This is a genomic window from Marilutibacter maris, from assembly GCF_003233695.1.
Classification (GTDB): domain Bacteria; phylum Pseudomonadota; class Gammaproteobacteria; order Xanthomonadales; family Xanthomonadaceae; genus Marilutibacter; species Marilutibacter maris.
This window is the reverse complement of the sequence record NZ_CP029843.1, coordinates 438223-457013: the sequence shown is the minus strand read 5'-3', so window position 1 is coordinate 457013 and position 18791 is coordinate 438223. Positions and strand designations below refer to the sequence as shown.

15 protein-coding genes and 2 pseudogenes are annotated in these 18791 nt (G+C 70.4%); 10 read left to right on the top strand and 7 right to left on the bottom strand.

Translation table 11 applies throughout. The features are described from left to right. Window positions 1–10 precede the first annotated feature (10 nt). The 7 genes from C9I47_RS02040 (at window position 11) to C9I47_RS02010 (ending at window position 6372) form a co-directional block, all read left to right on the top strand. Complete coding sequence (locus C9I47_RS02040; RefSeq protein ID WP_223250238.1) at window positions 11–1327, top strand: glycosyltransferase; 1317 nt, start codon at window positions 11–13, stop codon at window positions 1325–1327. Continuing rightward, window positions 1324–2748 carry a condensation domain-containing protein gene (locus C9I47_RS02035; RefSeq protein ID WP_111265256.1) on the top strand — a complete coding sequence of 475 codons (1425 nt, stop codon included), beginning with the start codon at window positions 1324–1326 and terminating at the stop codon, window positions 2746–2748. Before C9I47_RS02040 ends, C9I47_RS02035 begins: the two co-directional genes overlap by 4 nt. Further along, window positions 2745–3734 carry a glycosyltransferase gene (locus tag C9I47_RS02030; RefSeq protein ID WP_111265255.1) on the top strand — a complete coding sequence of 330 codons (990 nt, stop codon included), beginning with the start codon at window positions 2745–2747 and terminating at the stop codon, window positions 3732–3734. The genes C9I47_RS02035 and C9I47_RS02030 overlap by 4 nt, the downstream gene beginning before the upstream one ends. Further along, window positions 3731–5056 carry a hypothetical protein gene (locus C9I47_RS02025; RefSeq protein ID WP_111265254.1) on the top strand — a complete coding sequence of 442 codons (1326 nt, stop codon included), beginning with the start codon at window positions 3731–3733 and terminating at the stop codon, window positions 5054–5056. Before C9I47_RS02030 ends, C9I47_RS02025 begins: the two co-directional genes overlap by 4 nt. Window positions 5057–5125: 69 nt before the next feature. Then, a complete protein-coding gene (locus C9I47_RS02020) occupies window positions 5126–5551 on the top strand; it encodes a helix-turn-helix transcriptional regulator (RefSeq protein WP_111265253.1) in 426 nt (141 codons plus the stop codon). A gap of 11 nt (window positions 5552–5562) precedes the next feature. Further along, complete coding sequence (locus tag C9I47_RS02015) at window positions 5563–6003, top strand: VOC family protein (protein WP_223250237.1); 441 nt, start codon at window positions 5563–5565, stop codon at window positions 6001–6003. Between the two features lie 126 nt (window positions 6004–6129). Continuing rightward, a complete protein-coding gene (locus C9I47_RS02010; RefSeq protein ID WP_111265251.1) occupies window positions 6130–6372 on the top strand; it encodes a hypothetical protein in 243 nt (80 codons plus the stop codon). 57 nt (window positions 6373–6429) lie between these two features. Here C9I47_RS02010 and C9I47_RS02005 read toward each other — a convergent pair whose 3' ends face one another. The 6 genes and pseudogenes from C9I47_RS02005 to ftsE all read right to left on the bottom strand — a co-directional run bounded on the left by C9I47_RS02005 (window position 6430) and on the right by ftsE (window position 11455). Then, window positions 6430–8010, bottom strand: a complete 1581-nt coding sequence (locus C9I47_RS02005) for a phospholipase D family protein (RefSeq protein WP_190238575.1) — start codon at window positions 8008–8010, stop codon at window positions 6430–6432. Between the two features lie 118 nt (window positions 8011–8128). Beyond that, window positions 8129–8848, bottom strand: a complete 720-nt coding sequence (gene ung, locus C9I47_RS02000) for a uracil-DNA glycosylase (RefSeq protein ID WP_111265249.1) — start codon at window positions 8846–8848, stop codon at window positions 8129–8131. A 98-nt stretch (window positions 8849–8946) separates the two neighbouring features. Beyond that, window positions 8947–9294 (bottom strand): annotated as a pseudogene (locus C9I47_RS18225) (response regulator); the annotation flags it as partial. Beyond that, a pseudogene (locus tag C9I47_RS18220) lies at window positions 9273–9801 on the bottom strand (response regulator); the annotation flags it as partial. The pseudogenes C9I47_RS18225 and C9I47_RS18220, both read right to left, overlap by 22 nt. Further along, window positions 9798–10772 carry a permease-like cell division protein FtsX gene (gene ftsX / locus C9I47_RS01990; protein WP_111265247.1) on the bottom strand — a complete coding sequence of 325 codons (975 nt, stop codon included), beginning with the start codon at window positions 10770–10772 and terminating at the stop codon, window positions 9798–9800. The pseudogene C9I47_RS18220 and the gene ftsX, both read right to left, overlap by 4 nt. After that, window positions 10769–11455, bottom strand: coding sequence for a cell division ATP-binding protein FtsE (gene ftsE / locus C9I47_RS01985; RefSeq protein WP_111265246.1), 687 nt, complete (start codon window positions 11453–11455; stop codon window positions 10769–10771). Before ftsE ends, ftsX begins: the two co-directional genes overlap by 4 nt. A 954-nt stretch (window positions 11456–12409) precedes the next feature. On the opposite strand from ftsE, the gene C9I47_RS01980 reads away from it, so the two are divergent. Next, complete coding sequence (locus tag C9I47_RS01980; protein WP_223250236.1) at window positions 12410–14245, top strand: S8 family serine peptidase; 1836 nt, start codon at window positions 12410–12412, stop codon at window positions 14243–14245. 128 nt (window positions 14246–14373) lie between these two features. Here the strand turns inward: C9I47_RS01980 and rhlB are convergent, their stop codons facing one another. After that, entirely contained in the window at window positions 14374–16119 is a 1746-nt protein-coding gene (gene rhlB / locus C9I47_RS01975; protein WP_111265244.1) for an ATP-dependent RNA helicase RhlB, read from the bottom strand. Window positions 16120–16406: 287 nt separating this feature from the next. Between rhlB and trxA the strand changes: the two genes are divergently transcribed. Together trxA and rho are read left to right on the top strand one after the other, a co-directional pair. Continuing rightward, window positions 16407–16733 (top strand): thioredoxin TrxA, encoded by a 327-nt coding sequence (gene trxA, locus C9I47_RS01970; protein WP_111265243.1) that lies wholly within the window; start codon window positions 16407–16409, stop codon window positions 16731–16733. 258 nt (window positions 16734–16991) lie between these two features. After that, window positions 16992–18767, top strand: coding sequence for a transcription termination factor Rho (gene rho, locus C9I47_RS01965; RefSeq protein WP_111265242.1), 1776 nt, complete (start codon window positions 16992–16994; stop codon window positions 18765–18767). Window positions 18768–18791: the final 24 nt, after the last annotated feature.

Sequence of the window (18791 nt, the reverse complement as noted above, 5' to 3'; positions counted from 1 at the left end):
CGAGCGCGACATGACCGACCTCAAGCCGATCGCGATCTTCACCATCGGCACGCAGGGCGATATCCGCCCCTGCGTGGCATTGGGACGGGGACTGCGGAACGCCGGATATCCGGTGCGGATCGTCACCAGCGACAACTTCGCGCCGCTGGTCGCCGAGGCCGGCCTGGAATTCCGCCCGCTGACCAGCAACTTCCAGGCCCTGCTGGAGGCCGATCGCAGCATCGCCGACCGCGGCCTGGACACCCGCGCGATGGCGCGCGTGTTCCGCGAGACTTTCGCCGACTGGGCCGAGCACTGGGTCGACCAGGGGCGGACCGCCAGCGAGGACGCCGGCCTTCTGATCGGCGTCGGCAACGCCACCCTGCTGGCCAAGTCGCTGGCCGAGGCGCGCGGCCTGCCCTTCGTCGGCGCGCAACTGCAGCCGCTGACGCCGTCGCGGATCCTGGCGCCGATGGTGCTGGCCGGATCCAGGCGCCAGCTGCCGCCGACCCTGAACATGGGCGCCTATCATCTGCTGCGGCTGCTGGTCTGGCACGTGATGCGGCCGGCGATCAACGACATCGTGCGTCCGCAGCTGGGACTGCGCCGCTACCCCTGGTACGGGCCGTACTTCCATGCCGGCGGCGACGACAACCGGGTCGTCTACGGCTTCAGCCGGCACGTGCTGCCGCGTCCGGCCGACTGGCCCGAGTCGGCGCAGGTCGCCGGCTACTGGTTCCACGAGCAGCCGGACTGGCAGCCGTCGCCGGCGCTGCGGGAATTCCTGGAGGCCGGACCGAAGCCGTTCTACATCGGCTTCGGCAGCATGGTCAGCAGCGAGGCCAGCGCGTTCACCGCGACCGTGCTCGACGGCGTGCGCGGCAGCGGCCAGCGCGCGGTGCTGGCGACCGGCTGGGGCGGCCTCGACCATGCCGAGGGCCGCCACGACGAGCACACCTTCTTCATCCGCCAGGCGCCGCACGACTGGTTGTTTCCACGCATGTCCGCGGCCGTGCACCATGGCGGCGCCGGCACCACCGCGGCCGCGGTGCGCGCAGGAATCCCGTCGGTGATCGTGCCCTTCTACGGCGACCAGCCGTTCTGGGCGCGCTGCCTGCTGCGGGCCGGGGTGGCACCGCCGGCACTGGATCGTCGCCACCTGCGCGCGGATGAGCTGGCGGCGGCGCTGGCGGCGACAACGCCGCTGCAGCCGGCCGCCGCGGCGCTGGGCGCGCGGGTGCGCGCCGAGGACGGGATCGGTTCGGCGATCGCCCACCTGCGCCGCTGGGGCCTGCTGCAGCCACGGGTGATGGCCGCCGCGGCCGAACGTCTGGAGCGCATCGCATGAGCGCATCCACCGCAGCGCCGCCGGCTACCGCCGCCGCGACCGCACGTCCGCTGACCCTGTTCGAGCGCGGCATGTACCTGGACGGGCGCAGCCCGGTCGCGATCGTGTTCCCGGCGCGGATCCGCGGCCCGCTGTGCGAGCGGCGACTGAGGCATGCGCTGGCGCGCGTGCAGGCCAAGCATCCGCTGCTGCGTTGCCGCGTCGAGCCCGGCGAGGACGGAGCGGGGGGCACCCGCCCCTGGTTCCGGTTGCAGGAGGACCCGGCACCGATCCGGCTGCGGATCATCGAGCGCAACAGCGGCGGCGACTGGCAGCGGCGGAGCCGGCAGGAATGGTCGCAGTTGTTCGACCCGTCCGAGCCGCTGGTCCGGGTGACCTGGTTGCGCGGCGTCGAGACCAGCGAGCTGCTGCTGGTCTGCCATCACTGTCTGTGCGATGGCCGCTCGATCGTGACCCTGTTGCGCGAGATCCTGTCGCTGTGCGCCGACCCCAGGCGGGACATCGGCACCCATCCGTCGTTGCAGTCCCTGCAGGAGATCCTGCCGGCGGCGGTGTGGAACGACCCCCGCCTGCAGCGGCGCCTGCGCTGGAAGACCGCGCTGTTCGGGCTGTTCGTGCGCAGCCGCCGCCGGCGCCCGGCGCGGCGCTACGGCGAGGCCTACGCCCTGCACTGGACACTGGACCGGGGGTCGGCACAGGCGCTCTCGCGGCGCTGCCGGGCCGAGGGCGTGAGCCTGTTCAACGCACTCGCCGTGGCCTTCGTGCTCGGATTCCGCGCGGTACGCGGCGCCCGCGGGGTCGGCCGTTTCACCGTCCCGGTCGACGCGCGCCGGTTCCTGCCCGCGCTGGCCGCCGACGGCCTGTTCCCGATGGCGCCGACGATCGACCTGTCGCTGCACACACCGTCCGGCGGCATGTTTCCGGATGAGGTGTTCTGGAGCCTGGCCCGCACGCTCAGGGCCGGCATCGACCGGAGCATCCAGCGTCTCGGGCCGCGCCTGCACGAGAACCTGCTCGGCATGGAGCGCCTGCACGCGCTGTTCGACCGCCTGATCGCCTACGGGCAATCGCGGCCCTCGGGAGGCAACGTCACCCTGTCCTGGCTCGGACATCTGGACCTGCCGCGCGATCACGGCGACTTCCGCCTGGAGGCGGTCCACAGCCCGACCGCGATGCTGGCGCCGACGCCGGCCACCGTGGTCACCATCAGCGGCTTCGACGGACACCTGGACTTCGCCCTGACCTCGGACCGGCAGTCGCTGCCCGCCGCCCAGGCGCACGCGGTGCGCGACCGGATCGTCGCGATCCTGCTCGCGGTCGCCGCGGACGCGGACGCGCACAGCCGCGATGCCGGCCCGCGGCCCCGAACGGACATTGATCCGGTGCCGGTCGATGCGACGGCGACGGAGACGGGCGCATGAAGTCGTTCGGCCTGATCTTCGTGCTGTATTGCCCGACGCCGGAATTCGTCCGCAACCTCGATCGCGCGCGGGCGATCTGCCCGACCGTGGTCGCGGTCGACAACTCGCCCCAGCCCGATCCGGCACTGCACGAGCGCCTGCGCCAGGGCGGTACCACGGTGATCGACAACCGCAACCGCGGCGGTCTCGCCGGGGCCTACAACCGCGGCGCCGAGGCCCTGCTGGCGCGGGACTGTGAGGTGATCTTCCTGCTCGACCAGGATTCCGACATCGATGCGTCCTTCTTCGCCGGGATGATGCACGCCTGTGCCGGACTCGACAGCGACGCCTTCCTGATCGGCCCGAAGATCCACGAGATCAACCTCGGCAAGTGCATGCCGGCGATTCCGCCCGGGCGGCGCTTCCCCCGTCCCAGGCGCATCGACGACGAGGTCGAAGGGCTGTTCCCGACCCTCTTCATCATCTCCTCGGGCACCGCGCTCTCGGCGCCGGCCTATCGCCGGCTCGGCGCGTTCCGCGAGGACTACTTCATCGAGTACATCGATATCGAATACGGCCTGCGCGCCTCCAGCCAGGGCGTGCCGGTGTACATGAACGCCGCGGTGACGATGCGCCAGACCACCGGCCACATCGTCCGCCACGGCAAGCTGTTCACCACCCACCACGCCGCCTGGCGCCGCTACTACGGCGCGCGCAACGCGGTGCACGCGCTGGGCCTGTACCGCTCCAGGTGGGCGCTGCACTGGATTTCCGGCCTGCTCGCGCTGCACCAGTCGCTGTGCGTGACCCTGTTCGAGGGCGACAAGCTCAGGAAGCTGGTCGCGATCGGCTGCGGCTATCTGGACGGACTGTTCGGGCGACTGGGACCGTTCGAGCACCGGCATCCACGGATCTTCGCGTTCTGCACCGGCACGCCGCGCGATCGTGCGGCGACCGATGCGGCTTCCGCGGATGGCGCCCCGCCCACCGCGGAGCAGGAACCATGAGGCGCCGGCTGTCCACGATCGAGCAGTTGATCGACGGCAACATCACCTGCGTCGTCGCCATCGAGGGCGCGGTCACGCCCGAACGGTTGCGCGCCGCGCTGGCCTGGCTGCAGCGCAAGCACCCGGCCCTGCGGATGCTGATCGGCGGCGCCGGCAACCGCCGCTACTACGAACTGGACGCCGCCGGCGAGATTCCGCTGCGGGTGGTCGAACGCGGGCCGCGGGCTTCGCCGGTCGACGGCCGCCGCATGCAGGAGATCGACGCCGAGGTGACCACCGCCTTCGGCAACGGCCTGCCGCCGCTGCGGGTGGTATGGCTCGCGCCCGCGGACGGCGAACCCGGCGGCGAGAGCGAACTGCTGGTCACCGCGCCGCATCGCGTCTGCGACGGCATGAGCATGCTGACCATCATCCGCGAGCTGCTGCAGGCCCTGCACTCGGACCCGGCGCCAGAGCCGTATCCGGCGATCACCACCGCCGACATCATCGGCTCGGCCGACCGTCGCGGCCGCTGGAAGCGACGGCTGGCGGCGACGCTGGTGAATCTGCTGATCGCCCTGGTTCCCCCGTCCAGGCGTGCCCTGCGCAACCGCGAACTGCACCTGGAATGGGCGGCCGGACGGGCCCTGTCGTCGTCGCTGGTGCAACGTTGCAGATCCGAGGGCGTGTCGATCCACGCCGCGCTGCTGCTGGTCCTGCGCGAGGCGCTGCAATCGGCGCTCGGCGAGGACGGACCGGACTGGATCGAGTGCCCGGTCGATGCGCGGCGCGGACGGCTGTCGGCGCTGCGACGCGACGCGTTGTTCTTCGGCGGCGGCAGCTTCCGGGTCGATGCCCGCACCGCCCCCGGCGGCGATTTCTGGGCCGACGCGAGGGCGATGAGCGCGGAGATCCGCGCCAAGGTCGAACAGGACGTGGCCGACATCCCCGCCCGCTACCAGCTATGCGAGATGATCCGCCCACCCTCGCCCGGCAGGATCCGCTCGATCGTGCGACTGGGCGATGCGCTGAGCCGCAACGGCAACTGGAACCGGTTCTCCTTCTCCAACCTGGGCAACATCGTGCTGAGCGAGGCAACGGATCCGGTCCGGGTGCGGCGCTTCACGCTGCACGTGCACTCCTTCGCCACCCGCGTGCTCGGCTTCATGGCGTTCTCGCTGCACGGCCGCCTGCATTTCGTCTACACCGGCGACCAGCGCTGCCTGGCTCCGGAGCGGGCCGACGCCCTGGGCCGCGCGCTGGTCGCGGCGCTGCAACGGCATGTCGGCGAGCAGGAGCGCTCGGCAACGGGCACAGCCGACCCGGTGTCGCCTCGCGGCTGAGCCCTGGCCGCCGCATGACCGCGGCCGATGGCCCTTGAGCCCCCCCTCGCCACATGGCAGGCTCGCGCGATGACCTCGCCCGCGACCCCGCACCTGCGCGACCTCGCCCGACTGCGCCGGGTCCGCGACCGCATCGATCGCGAGTACACCCAACCGCTGAACGTCGAGGCCCTTGCCCGCGGCGTGCACATGTCGGCCGGGCACCTCAGCCGCCAGTTCAGGCTTGCCTACGGCGAGTCCCCCTACAGCTACCTGATGACCCGGCGGATCGAACGGGCGATGGCGCTGCTGCGCCGCGGCGACCTCAGCGTCACCGAGGTCTGCTTCGCGGTCGGCTGCGCGTCGCTGGGCACCTTCAGCACCCGCTTCACCGAGCTGGTCGGGGTCGCCCCCAGCGTCTACCGGCGCGAGGCCGCGACCACCGCGGGCATGCCCTCGTGCGTGGCGCGGCAGATCACGCGACCGGTCAGGAATCGAGAAGCAAGCCGCGCCTGACCGGCCCTAGGATGAGCGCCCACCCCATCCCGGACCGCTCCAACATGGACATCAGCATCCACTCAAGCTTCCTGCCGCACACCGATCCGGAGGCCTCGCTGGCCTTCTACCGCGACACCCTGGGCTTCGAGGTCCGCAACGACGTCGGCTACAAGGGCCTGCGCTGGATCACGGTCGGCCCCGCCGGCCAGCCCGGCACCTCGATCGTGCTGTTCCCGCCGTCGGCCAGCCCCGGCCTCACCGACGAGGAGCGCCGCACCATCGAGGAGATGATGGCCAAGGGCACCTACGGCATGCTGCTGCTGGCGACCGCGGACCTGGAGGCCGCCTTCGAGCGCGTCCAGGGCAAGGGCGCGGAGATCGTCGAGGAGCCAACCGACCAACCCTACGGCGTGCGCGACTGCGCGATCCGCGACCCGGCCGGCAACCTGATCCGCATCCAGCAGCGATGAGCCAGCAGCGCTGAGTCGACGGCGCTGAACCGGCTTCAACGAACCGCGAGCGGCAGCCGCGCGGCCGCCGCATCCCGCCCGACGGGCCCGTCGCAACCGGGCCCGCCACCACCCGAGGTTCCCGTCATGAAATGGAATGCATGGATCCGGCAGTTCCACCGTTGGGTTTCGATCGCCTTCACCCTGAGCGTGATCGCCACCTTCATCGCCCTGGCGCAGGACCCACCGCTGGTCTGGGTGTCGTACGTGCCCCTGCTCCCGCTCGCCCTGTTGGCGCTGACCGGGCTGTATCTGTTCGCGCTGCCGTACATCGGCCGGCGGCGCGGCGGTTCGGCCCCGGTGCCGCCCGCCGGAGCGGAACGCCACTGATCGCGGCTCCCCCTTCCCGGGGGACACCCGGCGGCCCGCTCGGCCGCCGCGTGCGGGTCACAGCAACGGTTCGACCGGCAGCCAGCGCGCCAACCGTGCCTGGAAGCGGCGGCCGAGGCTGGCCTCCGGTTCCCTCTGGTAGGTGCCGTTGTCGCCGTTCCAGCGCAGCGCGCCCTCGTCCAGCGTGACCCGCCAGGCCGCGGTCGGCGTGGTCATGGTCTCGAACAACGCCGCCAGTTCGGCCGCGATCGCCGGTTCGTCGACCAGGATGCCCTGCTCGCAGTTCAGCGACACCGAGCGCGGATCGAGGTTGAACGAGCCCACGAACGCGCGCGAATCGTCGATCAGCACCGCCTTGCTGTGCAGACTGGCGCCGGAGGAGCCGAACAGGCTGATGCCTTCGCCGCCGTCGTTGGCATCGTCCGCCGTACGCTCCGGCTTGAGCTCCCACAGTTGCACGCCACCGGCGAGCAGCGCCTTGCGGTAGCCGGCATAGCCGCCATGCACCGCGGCGACGTCGTTGGCCGCCAGCGAGTTGGTCAGGATGCGCACCTGGCGGCCTTCGGCGACCAGCCCGGTCAGTTGCGCGGTACCGGCCTTGCCGGGCACGAAGTACGGGGAAATCAGGGTCACGTCGCTGGCGGCCGCGTCAACCGCCCGGGTCAGCCCGGCCAGCACCGCCGAGCCCTGCATCGGCGAGTCCTTGAACCGGGCCTTGTCCGGCGCGTCGCTGAGCACCTGCCAGCTCGTCGTCCAGTGCATCGGCAGGGCCATCGCGCGCGCGGCGGCAACCGCGTCATGGCCCTGCATCGCCAGGATGTACGGGGTCTGCACCGCCTCCGCCGCATAGGCCCGGGCGGCCGCGCTCAGCGCCTCCAGCGCCTCGGTGGAGACCGCGGCCGGACTCAGCGACTCGATCGGGTACACCTGATCGGAATTCCAGTAGCGGTCGAAGGAGCCGCTCAACTCCTCGACCGCCGGCCCGACGAAGGCCAGGTCCAGGTCGTTGAAGTTGACGTGATCGCTGGCCGAGAAGTACTCGTCGCCGATGTTGCGCCCACCGGCGATCGCGAAACGGTTGTCGACGATCCAGCTCTTGTTGTGCATCCGGTGGTTGATGCGCGAGAAGCTGGTGATCGCCTCCATGCCCTTGCCGAACAGCCCCTGGCGCGAGGCGAACGGGTTGAACAGGCGCACGTCGATGTTCGGATGCGCGGCCAGGGCGGCGATCGCGAAACTCTTCGCCCGCGCATCCATGTCGTCGAGCAGCAGGCGCACCCGCACGCCGCGATCGGCGGCCTCGATCAGCTCCAGCGCCAGCAGCCGCCCGGTCATGTCGTCGTGCCAGATGTAGTACTGCAGGTCGAGGCTGCGCTCGGCGGCGCGCCCGGACAGCCCGCGCAGGGCGAACGCGGCGACGCCGTCGGACACCAGATGGAAGCCGGACTGCCCCGGATGCGCGTCCAGCGCCGGCTGCACGACCTCGTCCAGCCGGGTGCCTTCGCCCGCCGGCAGCGCGGCCACCGCCGGACCGCCCGGGTGCGGGGGCAGGGTCGTGCAGCCCAGCAGCACGAACAGCAGGGCCGACATCAGCAGGGCGCCGACGCCGACCAGGAAAAAACGCGACTTCCGGCCCATGCCCCTCCTTCGCGGACAATGCCCGAGCGTGACGCCGGGCATCATCGCCTACTGGCGTGAGCCCTGCAAAAGACCGTCCCGGTGATCGCGCGCGGCGGGAGGCGACCGCGCCGGCCGCCTATCCGGGCAGCGCCTCGGACGCCTCGACCGCCGCCGGCAGCGACCAGTCGACCGGCGCCTGCCCGCGTCGGGTCAGGTACTCGTTGGCCGCGGAGAAGTGCCCACAGCCGAGGAAGCCGCGATGCGCCGACAGCGGCGAGGGATGCGGGGCCTTCAACACCCGGTGCCGGCGCGGATCGATCACCTTGCCCTTGGCCTGCGCGTAGCTGCCCCACAGCAGGAACACCAGGCCCTCGCGCTCGCGGTTGAGCACGTCGACCACGTGATCGGTGAAGCCTTCCCAGCCCTTGCCCTGGTGGCTGCCGGCCCGCCCGGCCTCGACGGTGAGCACCGCGTTGAGCAGCAGCACGCCCTGCCCGGCCCAGCGCTGCAGGTAGCCGTGCGACGGAGGTTGGAAGCCGACATCGCGCTGCAGCTCCTTGTAGATGTTCTGCAGCGACGGCGGCACCGGCACACCCGGACGCACAGAGAAGCACAGCCCGTGCGCCTGGCCGGGGCCGTGGTAGGGGTCCTGGCCCAGCACCACCACCTTGACCGCGTCGAACGGCGTCGCGTCGAAGGCGGCGAAGATCTCCGGCCCCGGCGGGTAGATGGTCGCCCCCGCCGCCTTGCGCTGGCGCAGGAACGCCGACAGCGCCTGCATGTCCTCGCGTTGCAGATAGTCGCCGACGTGCGCCTTCCAGGACGGTTCGAGCTTGATGCGGTCGTTGTCCGGCATGCGGGAAAAGTGCGGTGGGAGGCCCGACAGGCTAACGGGCCCGGCGGCCGGCGTCATCCCGCCGACCGCGCCACGGCTGCCGGGCTACGGCTACCGGACTACAGTCGGGCGACCCGCAGCTGGGCCACTCTTAGCTGGAACAGGGCCTTGGTCACCAGCAGGCGTTCCTCGATCGGCTTCAGCACCAGATCGTTGGCGCCCTGCCGCAGCAGCTTGCTCTGGTTGTCGCGGTTGTCGTCGCCGGTCATCACCAGCACCGGCAGGCGGCGTTTGCCGTAGCCGAAGTCGCCGCGCAGCCGCTGCAACAGGTCCATGCCGCTGAGCTCGCCCTTCAGATAGACGTCGGTCAGCACCAGGTCGGCGCCCGGATCGTCCTGGCCGCGATGGGTCTCCAGGTACTCCAGCGCTTCCTCGACGCCGATGAAGTGCATCACCTTGACCCCATGACGCTCGAGCATGCGCTTGGTCGCCAGCGCGACGACCTTGCTGTCCTCGACGTAGAGCACGCGGGCGTCGGGGATCGGCTCCGGCTGCACATAGCCGCGGATGAAGGTCGCCAGGGCCTCGTGCCCGAGCGCCTTGTCGAAGTAGTCGGTCACGTCCTCGGTGAACTGGCGCGCCTCCAGGTGGGCCTGGGCGTCGCCGGACACCACGATCACCGGCACATAGGCCTGCCCCGCCGCCTCGCGCACGCTGCGGGCGAGCGCGACGCCATCGCCATCGGGCAGTACCAGGGCGGTGGTGACCAGATTGACCGGCGCCGCCGCCAGCGCCTCGCGCGCCTCCTCGATGCTGCCGCAGGCGACCACCTCGACCTGCTCCAGCGAGCGCCGCAGGGTGTCGCCGATCAGCTTGCGGACCAGCTTGGAACCATCGACAACCATCACCCGCGGGGCGTCGTCGGCCAGGTGCCTGAGGGTATTGGGTACGTCGGTCACGGCAGCGGTACTCATGTTTCGGTCGGGCGGGTCTGTCGCAGAGTATGGCCGGTCACCAGGCCGGCACCGAGCCAGCCGAGCACGCCGGCCCCGGCCACGATGGCGATCGCATGTGTCAATCCGAACCCCTGCAGCACGAAATCGCTGCCGTAGCTGCGCGCCAGCTCGGCCAGCGCCGGCCGCAGCGCCCATTCGGTCGCGGTCAGCACCGCCAGCGCCAACACCCCGGCGAGGACACCGTAGCAGGCGCCCAGGTACAGGAACGGGCGGCGGATGAAACCGTCGGTCGCGCCCAGTTGCTGCAGCACGCTGATCTCCTCGCGGCGCTGCTGGATGTCCAGGCGCACGGTGTTGCCGACCACCAGCAACGCGCCGACCCCGAGCAGCATCGCCAGCACCAGCGCCAGCCGCACGCCGAAGCGCAGCCAGCTGTCCAGGCGCTGCCGCCAGACCGCGTCGTGCTGGACCAGATCTGCCTCGGGCAGGGTCTCCAGCGAGGCGGCCAGGGTCAGTTCGTCGCCGCCGGGGCGCACGATCAGCACGCTCGGCAACGGGTTGTCGCCGACCATCGCGATCGCCTCGTCCAGGCCGCTGGCCGCACGCAGCGCCTCCAGTCCCTGCTCGGGAGTACGCAGCTCCACCGCGGCGACGTCGCCGCGCGCCTCCAGCTCGGCGGCCAGTTCACCGGCGCGCTCGGCCGCGACCTCGGGCTTGAGGAAGACGCTGATCTCGCGCGCTTCCTGCACGTCGCCGACGAAGCGCTCGACGTTGCCCAGCGCCGCCCACAGGCCCAGCGGCAGCGCCAGCGCGACCGCCATCACGCCGATCGTCAGCGCCGCCGCCCACGGCTTGGCCAACAGGCGGCCGAGGCTGGCGATCAGGCTGAACGCATGATGGTCGGCCCAGGCGCCGATCCGCGACGGCCGGCGAGGCGCCGCCCTGTTCGCGCTCGCGCTGGCGCCGCCGGAGGAGGAGTCCGCACTCATTCGGCCAGGTCCTCCGGGGAAATATCGTCTACCAGGCGACCCTGGTTCAGCACCAGCACCCGCTTCTTCATCCGCTTGACCAGGGCCAGATCGTGGCTGGCGATCAGCACGCTGGTGCCGCGCTCGGGCAGCGACTCGAACAGCGCCATGATCTCCGCCGACAGGGTCGGGTCGAGGTTGCCGGTCGGCTCGTCGGCCACCAGCAGGCGCGGCTCGGCGATGATCGCGCGGGCGATTCCGACCCGCTGCTGCTCGCCGGCCGACAGCTGCGCCGGCAGCGCATTGGCGCGATCGCCCAGACCGACCCGGTCGAGCAGGCTGCGCACGCGCTTGCCGATCTCGCCGCGGCGCTCGCCGCGCAGGATCAGTGGCAGGCCGACGTTGTCGGCGACGCTGCGGTCGGCCAGCAGGCGATGGTCCTGGAACACCACCCCGACCTCGCGCCGATGCAGCGCGACCCGGCGCCCGCGCACCTTCATCAGATTGCGCTCGCCGAACAGCACGGTGCCGCGGCTGGGGCGCTCGGACAGATGGATCAACCTGAGCAGGGTGCTCTTGCCGGCCCCCGAATGGCCGGTGACGAACAGCATCTCGCCGGTCCCGACCTCGAAGCTCACCTCGCTGAGCGCGTCGCGCCCGCTGGCGTACCGTTTGCTGACGTTGTCGAAGCGCAGAACGCTCATCGATCACCCGGTCGCGTGGCCGTCCACGCGTTCGCGCACAAGTATCGGCATCATCGGCGAGTATGGCTAGCGGCGCCACCCGAGGGGCCGAGAACGCCGCTTGCGGCCGGGGCAGCGTCGGCGGCCGCGACCGGCATGGCCTGGGCCTGGATGGCCGACCCGCACACCCTCGCCGATGCCTTTGAACCGACTGCCGGCGGCAGCGGTGCCCGGAGCCGCGGGCACGGCCCGTCTCCGGCCTTCCCCGCCGCGGCCGGCATCACCCACCTGACCGCCTCCGCATGATCCGGCACCCGCGGCAGCCCGCCGGCCCGACCGTCGACCGTGCCTGCCCGATCGGAAAGGGGCGGTGCGCGCGCAACCCCGGGGCGGCGACAACGCCTGCCGCTGGCACACCTCCCGACGCCCCCTGGACCGGGATGCGGCGACGCATGCAATCACGGCACGTCAGCCACTATCGCTATCTCGGACACTTCAGATGTCTGAAAACGTCTTATCGGAATATGAAGATTACCAATTCTCAAGTTCGCGGATCTCCCTGGCCCACGCGTCCGGCCGAGTGGCTCGACCTCGAGTGAGGCTGCTCAGTTGTTAACTATTGATGCCTTGGTGATTTCCAAGCCCGGTAATCATTTCGCGCGGATTTGCGAATAACGATCGCTACGTGACTTCATCGAGGTGGCGATATCCACGCCGGCGACGGACATCGCTGCCGTCGCCCCCGACCATTCGGAATCCGAACTTTTTCTTGACCACCTCTGTCGCGACGGGTGGGGGAGACCTGTGCCCATCCGTTCGTAGCCATGTCCCGCGTCGCAACGACCGGCACGCATGGACCGCACACCGGGTCGTCCGATCCGGCTCCATCACAGAGACGTTTCAAGAGAGGGGAGATACATGAACCAACAGCGTTCACTGCTTTCGATCGCAGTAGGCCTCGGCCTGTCCTGCCTCATGACCCCGGCCCTTTCGGCCGACCTTCGCACCGTCGGGAATCCGATCGAGGGCCGCTACATCGTCGTGCTCAAGCGCGACGCCGCCCTGCTCTCCAACGAGCAGCGGGCCACGCCGCTGTCCACCGGCAACAGCCGGGGACGTGGACTGCGGGTCGCCGACGTGGCGAACTCGATGGCGACGGAGCATCGCGGCCGCCGTGGCGAGAAGATGCGCATGCGCAAGATCTTCAACCGCGCCCTGCGCGGATTCGCGATCGAGGCCGACGACGACACCCTGGCCCGTCTGCTGGCCGACCCGCGCGTGGACTACATCGAGGAGGAAGCGCGGGTGACGCTGGATGCGACCCAGAGCGGCGCAACCTGGGGCATCGATCGCGTCGACCAGCGCGACCTGCCGCTGAACGGCACCTACACCTACGACAACAACGGCGCCGGCGTGCACGCCTATGTGATCGACAGCGGCGTGCTCGGCTCGCATACCCAGTTCGCGGGGCGCATGGGCAACGGCTTCGTCGCCATCCCCGACGACGGCCGCGGCACCAACGACTGCCACGGCCATGGCAGCCATGTTGCCGGCACCCTCGGCGGCAGCACCTGGGGCGTGGCCAAGGGGGTCACCATCCATCCGGTGCGCGTGTTCGATTGCGATGGCGGCACCGGCACCGGCGACATCATCGAAGGCATCGACTGGGTCACCGCCAATCACGTCAAACCGGCGGTGGCGAACATGAGCCTGCACACCGTCGACTCGACTGCGACCGATACCGCCGTCAACGCCATGATCAATGCCGGCGTGGTCGCGGTCGCCGCGGCGGGCAACTACGACAACGACGCCTGCGCCCTGACCCCGGCACGGGTACCCAACGTCATCACCGTCGGCGCATCGGACAAGAACGACAAGCGTTCGTTCTGGGGCTACAGCGGCTTCTTCCAGCGGTCGGCATCGGGCTGGGGGACCTGCGTGGACCTGTTCGCGCCCGGCACCGATATCGTCTCCGTCGGCATCACCAGCAACAACGCGCAGGACACCATGAGCGGCACCTCGATGGCCACCCCGCACGTTGCCGGCACCGCGGCGCTGTACCTCGCCAGTCACCCGACCGCGACGCCGGCCGAGGTCGCGGCGGCGATCGTCAATGGCGCGTCGGTCGGCAGGATCTCCGACACCAAGGGTTCCCCGAACCGGCTGCTGTACTCGCTGCTGGGCGGCAGCACGCCGGCCAACAACCCGCCGAGCGCCGACTTCAGCTCATCGGTGAACGGCCTGAGCGTGTCCTTCACCGACGGCTCCAGCGACAGCGACGGCAGCATCGTCTCGCGCAGCTGGAACTTCGGCGACGGCACCGGCTCGACCCAGGCCAGCCCGAGCAAGACCTATGCCGCGGCCGGCACCTACACCGTCACCCTCACCGTCACCGACGACGACGGCGCCAGCAGCAGCAAGTCGGCCCAGGTCACCGTCAGCGACGCCGGTGGCGGCAACGATGTGGTGCAGACCTACGGCAACGGCAACGACGTGCAGATCGCCGACAACAGCACCGTCGAGAGTGCGATCAGCGTGTCCGGCAGGAGCGGCAACGGTTCGTCGTCCACCCCGATCTCGGTGGACATCCGTCATACCTATCGCGGCGACCTGAAGGTCGAGCTGATCGCGCCCGACGGCACGGCCTACCTGCTCAAGACCTACAACTCGTCCGACAGCAGCGACAACGTCATCGGCACGGTTTCCCGAGACCTGTCGAGCCACCCGAAGAGCGGCGTCTGGAAGCTGCGGGTGACCGACAACGCGAGCAACGACACCGGCTACATCAACAACTGGACCATTCGCTTCTGATCCAGCCCGTGTGGCAACGCGCCAATAGGAAACCCCGGCGTCTTGCGGTGCCGGGGTTTTCGCGGGGTTTTTCGCTGGGGCCGATCGAGATCGCGATTGCCGGGCGGGACACCCACCCCAACCGCGGATCAGTGCTGCGATCGCGGCGCGCGGGTCACCAACGACTTCAGACCCCGTCCGATGCGGCTCAACAGGCCCGGCTTGGCGTCGGCGGAGGCCTCCGCCGGCCTGGAAGCGGCGCGCGGCTTGGCGGCTGCGGCCGGCTTGTTGGCCGGCACCTGGGTCGGCCCACCGTTGTTGCGCGGCGCCTGCCCCTGCGCGGGCGCGGCCTCGCCTGCGCCCTCGACACGGCGGCCACCGCGACGGCGACGGCGCTTGCGCGGCTTCTTCGCCGGCTCGCCCTCGGCCGCCGGGTTCGGCACGCTCGAGGCCGCCTCGGCTGCCTCGGCCACCGGCTTCGGGGTCCGCGGCGGACGCGCGGCGCGCTCGCCCTCGTCGCCCTCGCGGCGCGGGCCGCGCTCGCCGCTGCGCGAACGCCCGCCACCACCACCACCGCCACCGCGACCGCTGCGGCCACGGTTCCTGCCGCCACCGCGACGCTCCTCGTCGGCCGCGCGCTGCTCGCGCGCCTCCCTGAAGATCGTGCTCACGCTCTCGCCATCGTCGCCCTCGGCCCGCTCGCGCGGTGCGCGCGGCGTCGCCACCAGCAGCTCGGCGTCGACCGGCTCGACCGGAATCTTCTGCTCGATGTAGGCCTCGATGTCCGGCAGGCTCATCGCGTAGCGCTCGCAGGCGAAGCTGATCGCGTCGCCCTCGGCGCCCAGGCGCGCGGTACGGCCGATGCGGTGGACGTAGTCCTCGGCATCGAACGGCAGGTCGAAGTTGTAGACGTGGCTGACGCCGTCGATGTGCAGGCCGCGGGCGGCGACATCGGTCGCCACCAGGATGTCGAGCTGGCCCTTCTGGAAGCGGCCCAGCAGGGTCTCGCGCTTCTTCTGCGGCACGTCGCCGGACAGCACGCCGACCCGGTGGCCGGCCTTCTCCAGCGCACGGGCGACCCGCTCGACGAACACCTTGGTGTTCACGAACACCATGGTGCGGGTGCCCTCGCTGCGCGAGAGCAGGCCGATCAGCAGCGGAATCTTTTCCTCGTCGGCCGGGAAGTACATCTTCTGGCGCACCCGCGCGGCGGTGACCGTCTCCGCCTCGACGACCAGCTTCTCCGGCTCGTTCATGTGCTCGTAGGCCAGCTCGAGCACGCGATGGCTGAGGGTCGCGCTGAACAGCAGGGTCTGGCGCTCGGTGCGGATCGGCATCCGCCGCAGCAGGAAGCGGATGTCCTTGATGAAGCCGAGGTCGAACATGCGGTCGGCCTCGTCCAGCACGCACACCTCGCAGGCGTGCAGGCTGACCACCTTGTGCTGCTTGACGTAGTCGATCAGGCGGCCCGGGGTGGCGATGATGATGTCGGCGCCTTCCTGCAGGATCGAACGCTGCTTGTCGTAGTCGACGCCGCCGTAGACCAGGGCGAACTTCAGGCCCAGGTCGCTGCCGAACTTCACCGCGTCCTTGTGGATCTGGATCGCCAGCTCGCGGGTCGGCGCCAGGATCAGCGCGCGCGGATCCTCGGGCTTGCGCTCGGCCAGGGCGGGGCTGGTCAGCAGGCGGTTCATCACCGCGACCAGGAAGGCCAGGGTCTTGCCGGTGCCGGTCTGGGCCTGGCCGGCGACATCGCGGCCGGTCAGGGCGATCGGCAGGGTCATCGCCTGGATCGGGGTGCATCGGGTGAATCCGGCGCCCTCGAGGCCGGCCAGCAGCTCGGGATGCAGGCCAAAGGACTCGAAGGTGACATCGGTCAGGGGCTTATCGCTCATTACGGTTCAGGTTTCCCGCGCGGTGCACGTGTTGTCATCGTGTCATCGCGACTTGTCATGGGGCAGCGCTTGCGCGGGTCGCGCCGTCGCAGCAGACTGCCGGGGTCGGCCACCGGATACCTGTGACCGCAGCGCACGGGGGCCTTGAAGCCGCCGTGAAACGCCCCAGTTTACCTCAATGCCGGCCGATGGCCCGCCCGGGCCCCGATCCGGCGTCGCCGGGGGCGCGACCCGCCACGGACCCGGCCCCCGGCACCACCGCCCCAGCACCACCCAGGAGAGTCCTTGTGAGCGAGAAAATCATGCATGTCGGCGATGCCGATTTCGACAACGCCGTGCTGCAGTCGTCCGAACCCGTGCTGGTCGACTTCTGGGCCGAATGGTGCGGGCCCTGCAAGATGATCGCTCCGGCCCTGGACGAGCTGGCCGAGACCTACGACGGCAAGGTCAAGATCGCCAAGCTGAACGTGGACCACAACCGCGCCACCGCGATGAAGTACCACGTGCGCTCGATCCCGATGCTGCTGCTGTTCAAGGACGGCCAGGTCCAGGACACCCAGATCGGCGCGGTCGGCAAGGCCCAGCTCGCGCAGATGCTCGACAAGGCGCTCTGACCCGCCCCCTCGGCGCCGCGCCCCGGTCCAGATGCCCGGGGGCGGCCCGCCCCGGCCCCGCCCGGCCGGTTCCGCAAGGTGAACGCCAGTCGCCGAAACGCTTGCGCGACGCGCCTTTGCGGTGCTAGTTTCAGCCTACCCGGCGTTTCCGGACCGATGTCCGTACCGCCGCACCCTTCTGGAAACACCAGACCCACCACGTCCATGACGCTCCGCTCGCCCGCTGCGAGCGCTCGCCGCTTAGCGAGGAAATGACGCTTGTCCGATAACACTCCCGACGCCGGCGAGACCGCCGAAAAGCGCGTGCGCAAGCCGCGTGCGACCAAGGCCAGCTCCGCCGCCTCTTCCAGCAAGTCCGAAACCGCCGCGACCGCCAAGAGCGATGCGCCCAAGGCGGAAGCGCCGAAGGCCGAGGCCGCCAGGACCGAAAAGGCCGAGAGCGCCAAGGCAGAGGCTCCCGCCCCCAGCGCACCGGCACCCGCGGCCGCGGCGGGCCCCGCCCCCGCTTCGGGCGAGGGCGGTAGTGCCGCGCCGGCGGCGTCGGGCAGCGAAGGCGGCCAGCGCGAGAATGCGCCGCGCGAGGGCGGCCAGCGTGAAGGCGGCCAGCGCGATGCCGGCCAGAACCAGGACGGCGGCCGCGGCAACCGCCGCGAGCGCTTCCGCAACCGCCGCGATCGCAACCGCAACCGCGGCCGCGACGGCATGCCCGACGACAGCGGCTCGGAAGAGTTCACCCCGCGCCCGCACCCGCAGGTACCGGAAGGCTTCCCGCAGTACTCGCTGGGCGACATGAAGCGGATGCCGGCGCCGAAGCTGCTGGAAATCGCCGAACAACTGCAGATCCAGGAGGGCGTCGCCCGCGCCCGCAAGCAGGACGTGATCTTCGCCCTGCTCAAGGTGCTGACCCGCCACGGCGAGGGCGTCGCCGCCGACGGCGTGCTGGAAATCCTGCCCGACGGCTTCGGCTTCCTGCGCGCGCTGGAGGCCAGCTACCTGGCCGGCCCGGACGATGTCTACATCAGCCCCAGCCAGATCCGCCGCTTCAACCTGCGCACCGGCGACCACCTGTCCGGCCGCATCCGCTGGCCCAAGGACGGCGAGCGCTACTTCGCCCTGTCGGTGGTCGACACCATCAACGGCGAGCCGCTGGAAGCGTCCAAGAACAAGACCCTGTTCGAGAACCTGACCCCGCTGTTCCCGCGCCGCCGCTTCCGCCTGGAGCGCGGCGACGGCAGCACCGAGGACATCACCGGCCGCATCCTCGACCTGATGGCGCCGCAGGGCAAGGGCCAGCGCGCGCTGATCGTCAGCCCGCCCAAGGCCGGCAAGACCATGCTGATGCAGCAGGTCGCCACCGCCATCACCAGCAACCATCCGGACGTGCACCTGATCGTGCTGCTGGTCGACGAGCGTCCGGAGGAAGTGACCGAGATGCAGCGCACCGTGCGCGGCGAGGTGGTCAGTTCGACCTTCGACGAGCCGGCCGCGCGCCACGTCCAGGTCGCCGAGATGGTGATCGAGCGCGCCAAGCGCCTGGTCGAGCACAAGAAGGACGTGGTGATCCTGCTCGACTCGATCACCCGCCTGGCCCGCGCCTACAACAACGTCGTCCCGTCCTCGGGCAAGGTCCTGACCGGCGGCGTCGACGCCAATGCGCTGCACCGTCCGAAGCGCTTCTTCGGCGCCGCCCGCAACGTCGAGGAAGGCGGCTCGCTGACCATCATCGCCACCGCGCTGATCGACACCGGCAGCAAGATGGACGAGGTGATCTACGAGGAGTTCAAGGGCACCGGCAACTCCGAGGTGCACCTGTCGCGCCAGATCGCCGAGAAGCGCGTCTACCCGGCGATCAACATCAACCGCTCCGGCACCCGCCGCGAGGACCTGCTGATCGAACCGGAACTGCTGCAGAAGATCTGGATCCTGCGCAAGCTGCTGCACGGCATGGACGAGATCGGCGCGATGGAGTTCCTGCTCGACAAGATGAAGAACACCAAGTCCAACGACGAGTTCTTCAGCTCGATGAAGCGCTAAGGCCAACTGCCGACGCACACGGAA

Coding starts and splice junctions, on each gene's coding strand:
- C9I47_RS02040 (WP_223250238.1), top strand. CDS start 11: ATGACCGACCTCAAGCCGATCGCGATCTTCACCATCGGCACGCAGGGC.
- C9I47_RS02035 (WP_111265256.1), top strand. CDS start 1,324: ATGAGCGCATCCACCGCAGCGCCGCCGGCTACCGCCGCCGCGACCGCA.
- C9I47_RS02030 (WP_111265255.1), top strand. CDS start 2,745: ATGAAGTCGTTCGGCCTGATCTTCGTGCTGTATTGCCCGACGCCGGAA.
- C9I47_RS02025 (WP_111265254.1), top strand. CDS start 3,731: ATGAGGCGCCGGCTGTCCACGATCGAGCAGTTGATCGACGGCAACATC.
- C9I47_RS02020 (WP_111265253.1), top strand. CDS start 5,126: ATGACCTCGCCCGCGACCCCGCACCTGCGCGACCTCGCCCGACTGCGC.
- C9I47_RS02015 (WP_223250237.1), top strand. CDS start 5,563: ATGAGCGCCCACCCCATCCCGGACCGCTCCAACATGGACATCAGCATC.
- C9I47_RS02010 (WP_111265251.1), top strand. CDS start 6,130: ATGAAATGGAATGCATGGATCCGGCAGTTCCACCGTTGGGTTTCGATC.
- C9I47_RS02005 (WP_190238575.1), bottom strand. CDS start 8,010: ATGGGCCGGAAGTCGCGTTTTTTCCTGGTCGGCGTCGGCGCCCTGCTG.
- ung (WP_111265249.1), bottom strand. CDS start 8,848: ATGCCGGACAACGACCGCATCAAGCTCGAACCGTCCTGGAAGGCGCAC.
- ftsX (WP_111265247.1), bottom strand. CDS start 10,772: ATGAGTGCGGACTCCTCCTCCGGCGGCGCCAGCGCGAGCGCGAACAGG.
- ftsE (WP_111265246.1), bottom strand. CDS start 11,455: ATGAGCGTTCTGCGCTTCGACAACGTCAGCAAACGGTACGCCAGCGGG.
- C9I47_RS01980 (WP_223250236.1), top strand. CDS start 12,410: ATGACCCCGGCCCTTTCGGCCGACCTTCGCACCGTCGGGAATCCGATC.
- rhlB (WP_111265244.1), bottom strand. CDS start 16,119: ATGAGCGATAAGCCCCTGACCGATGTCACCTTCGAGTCCTTTGGCCTG.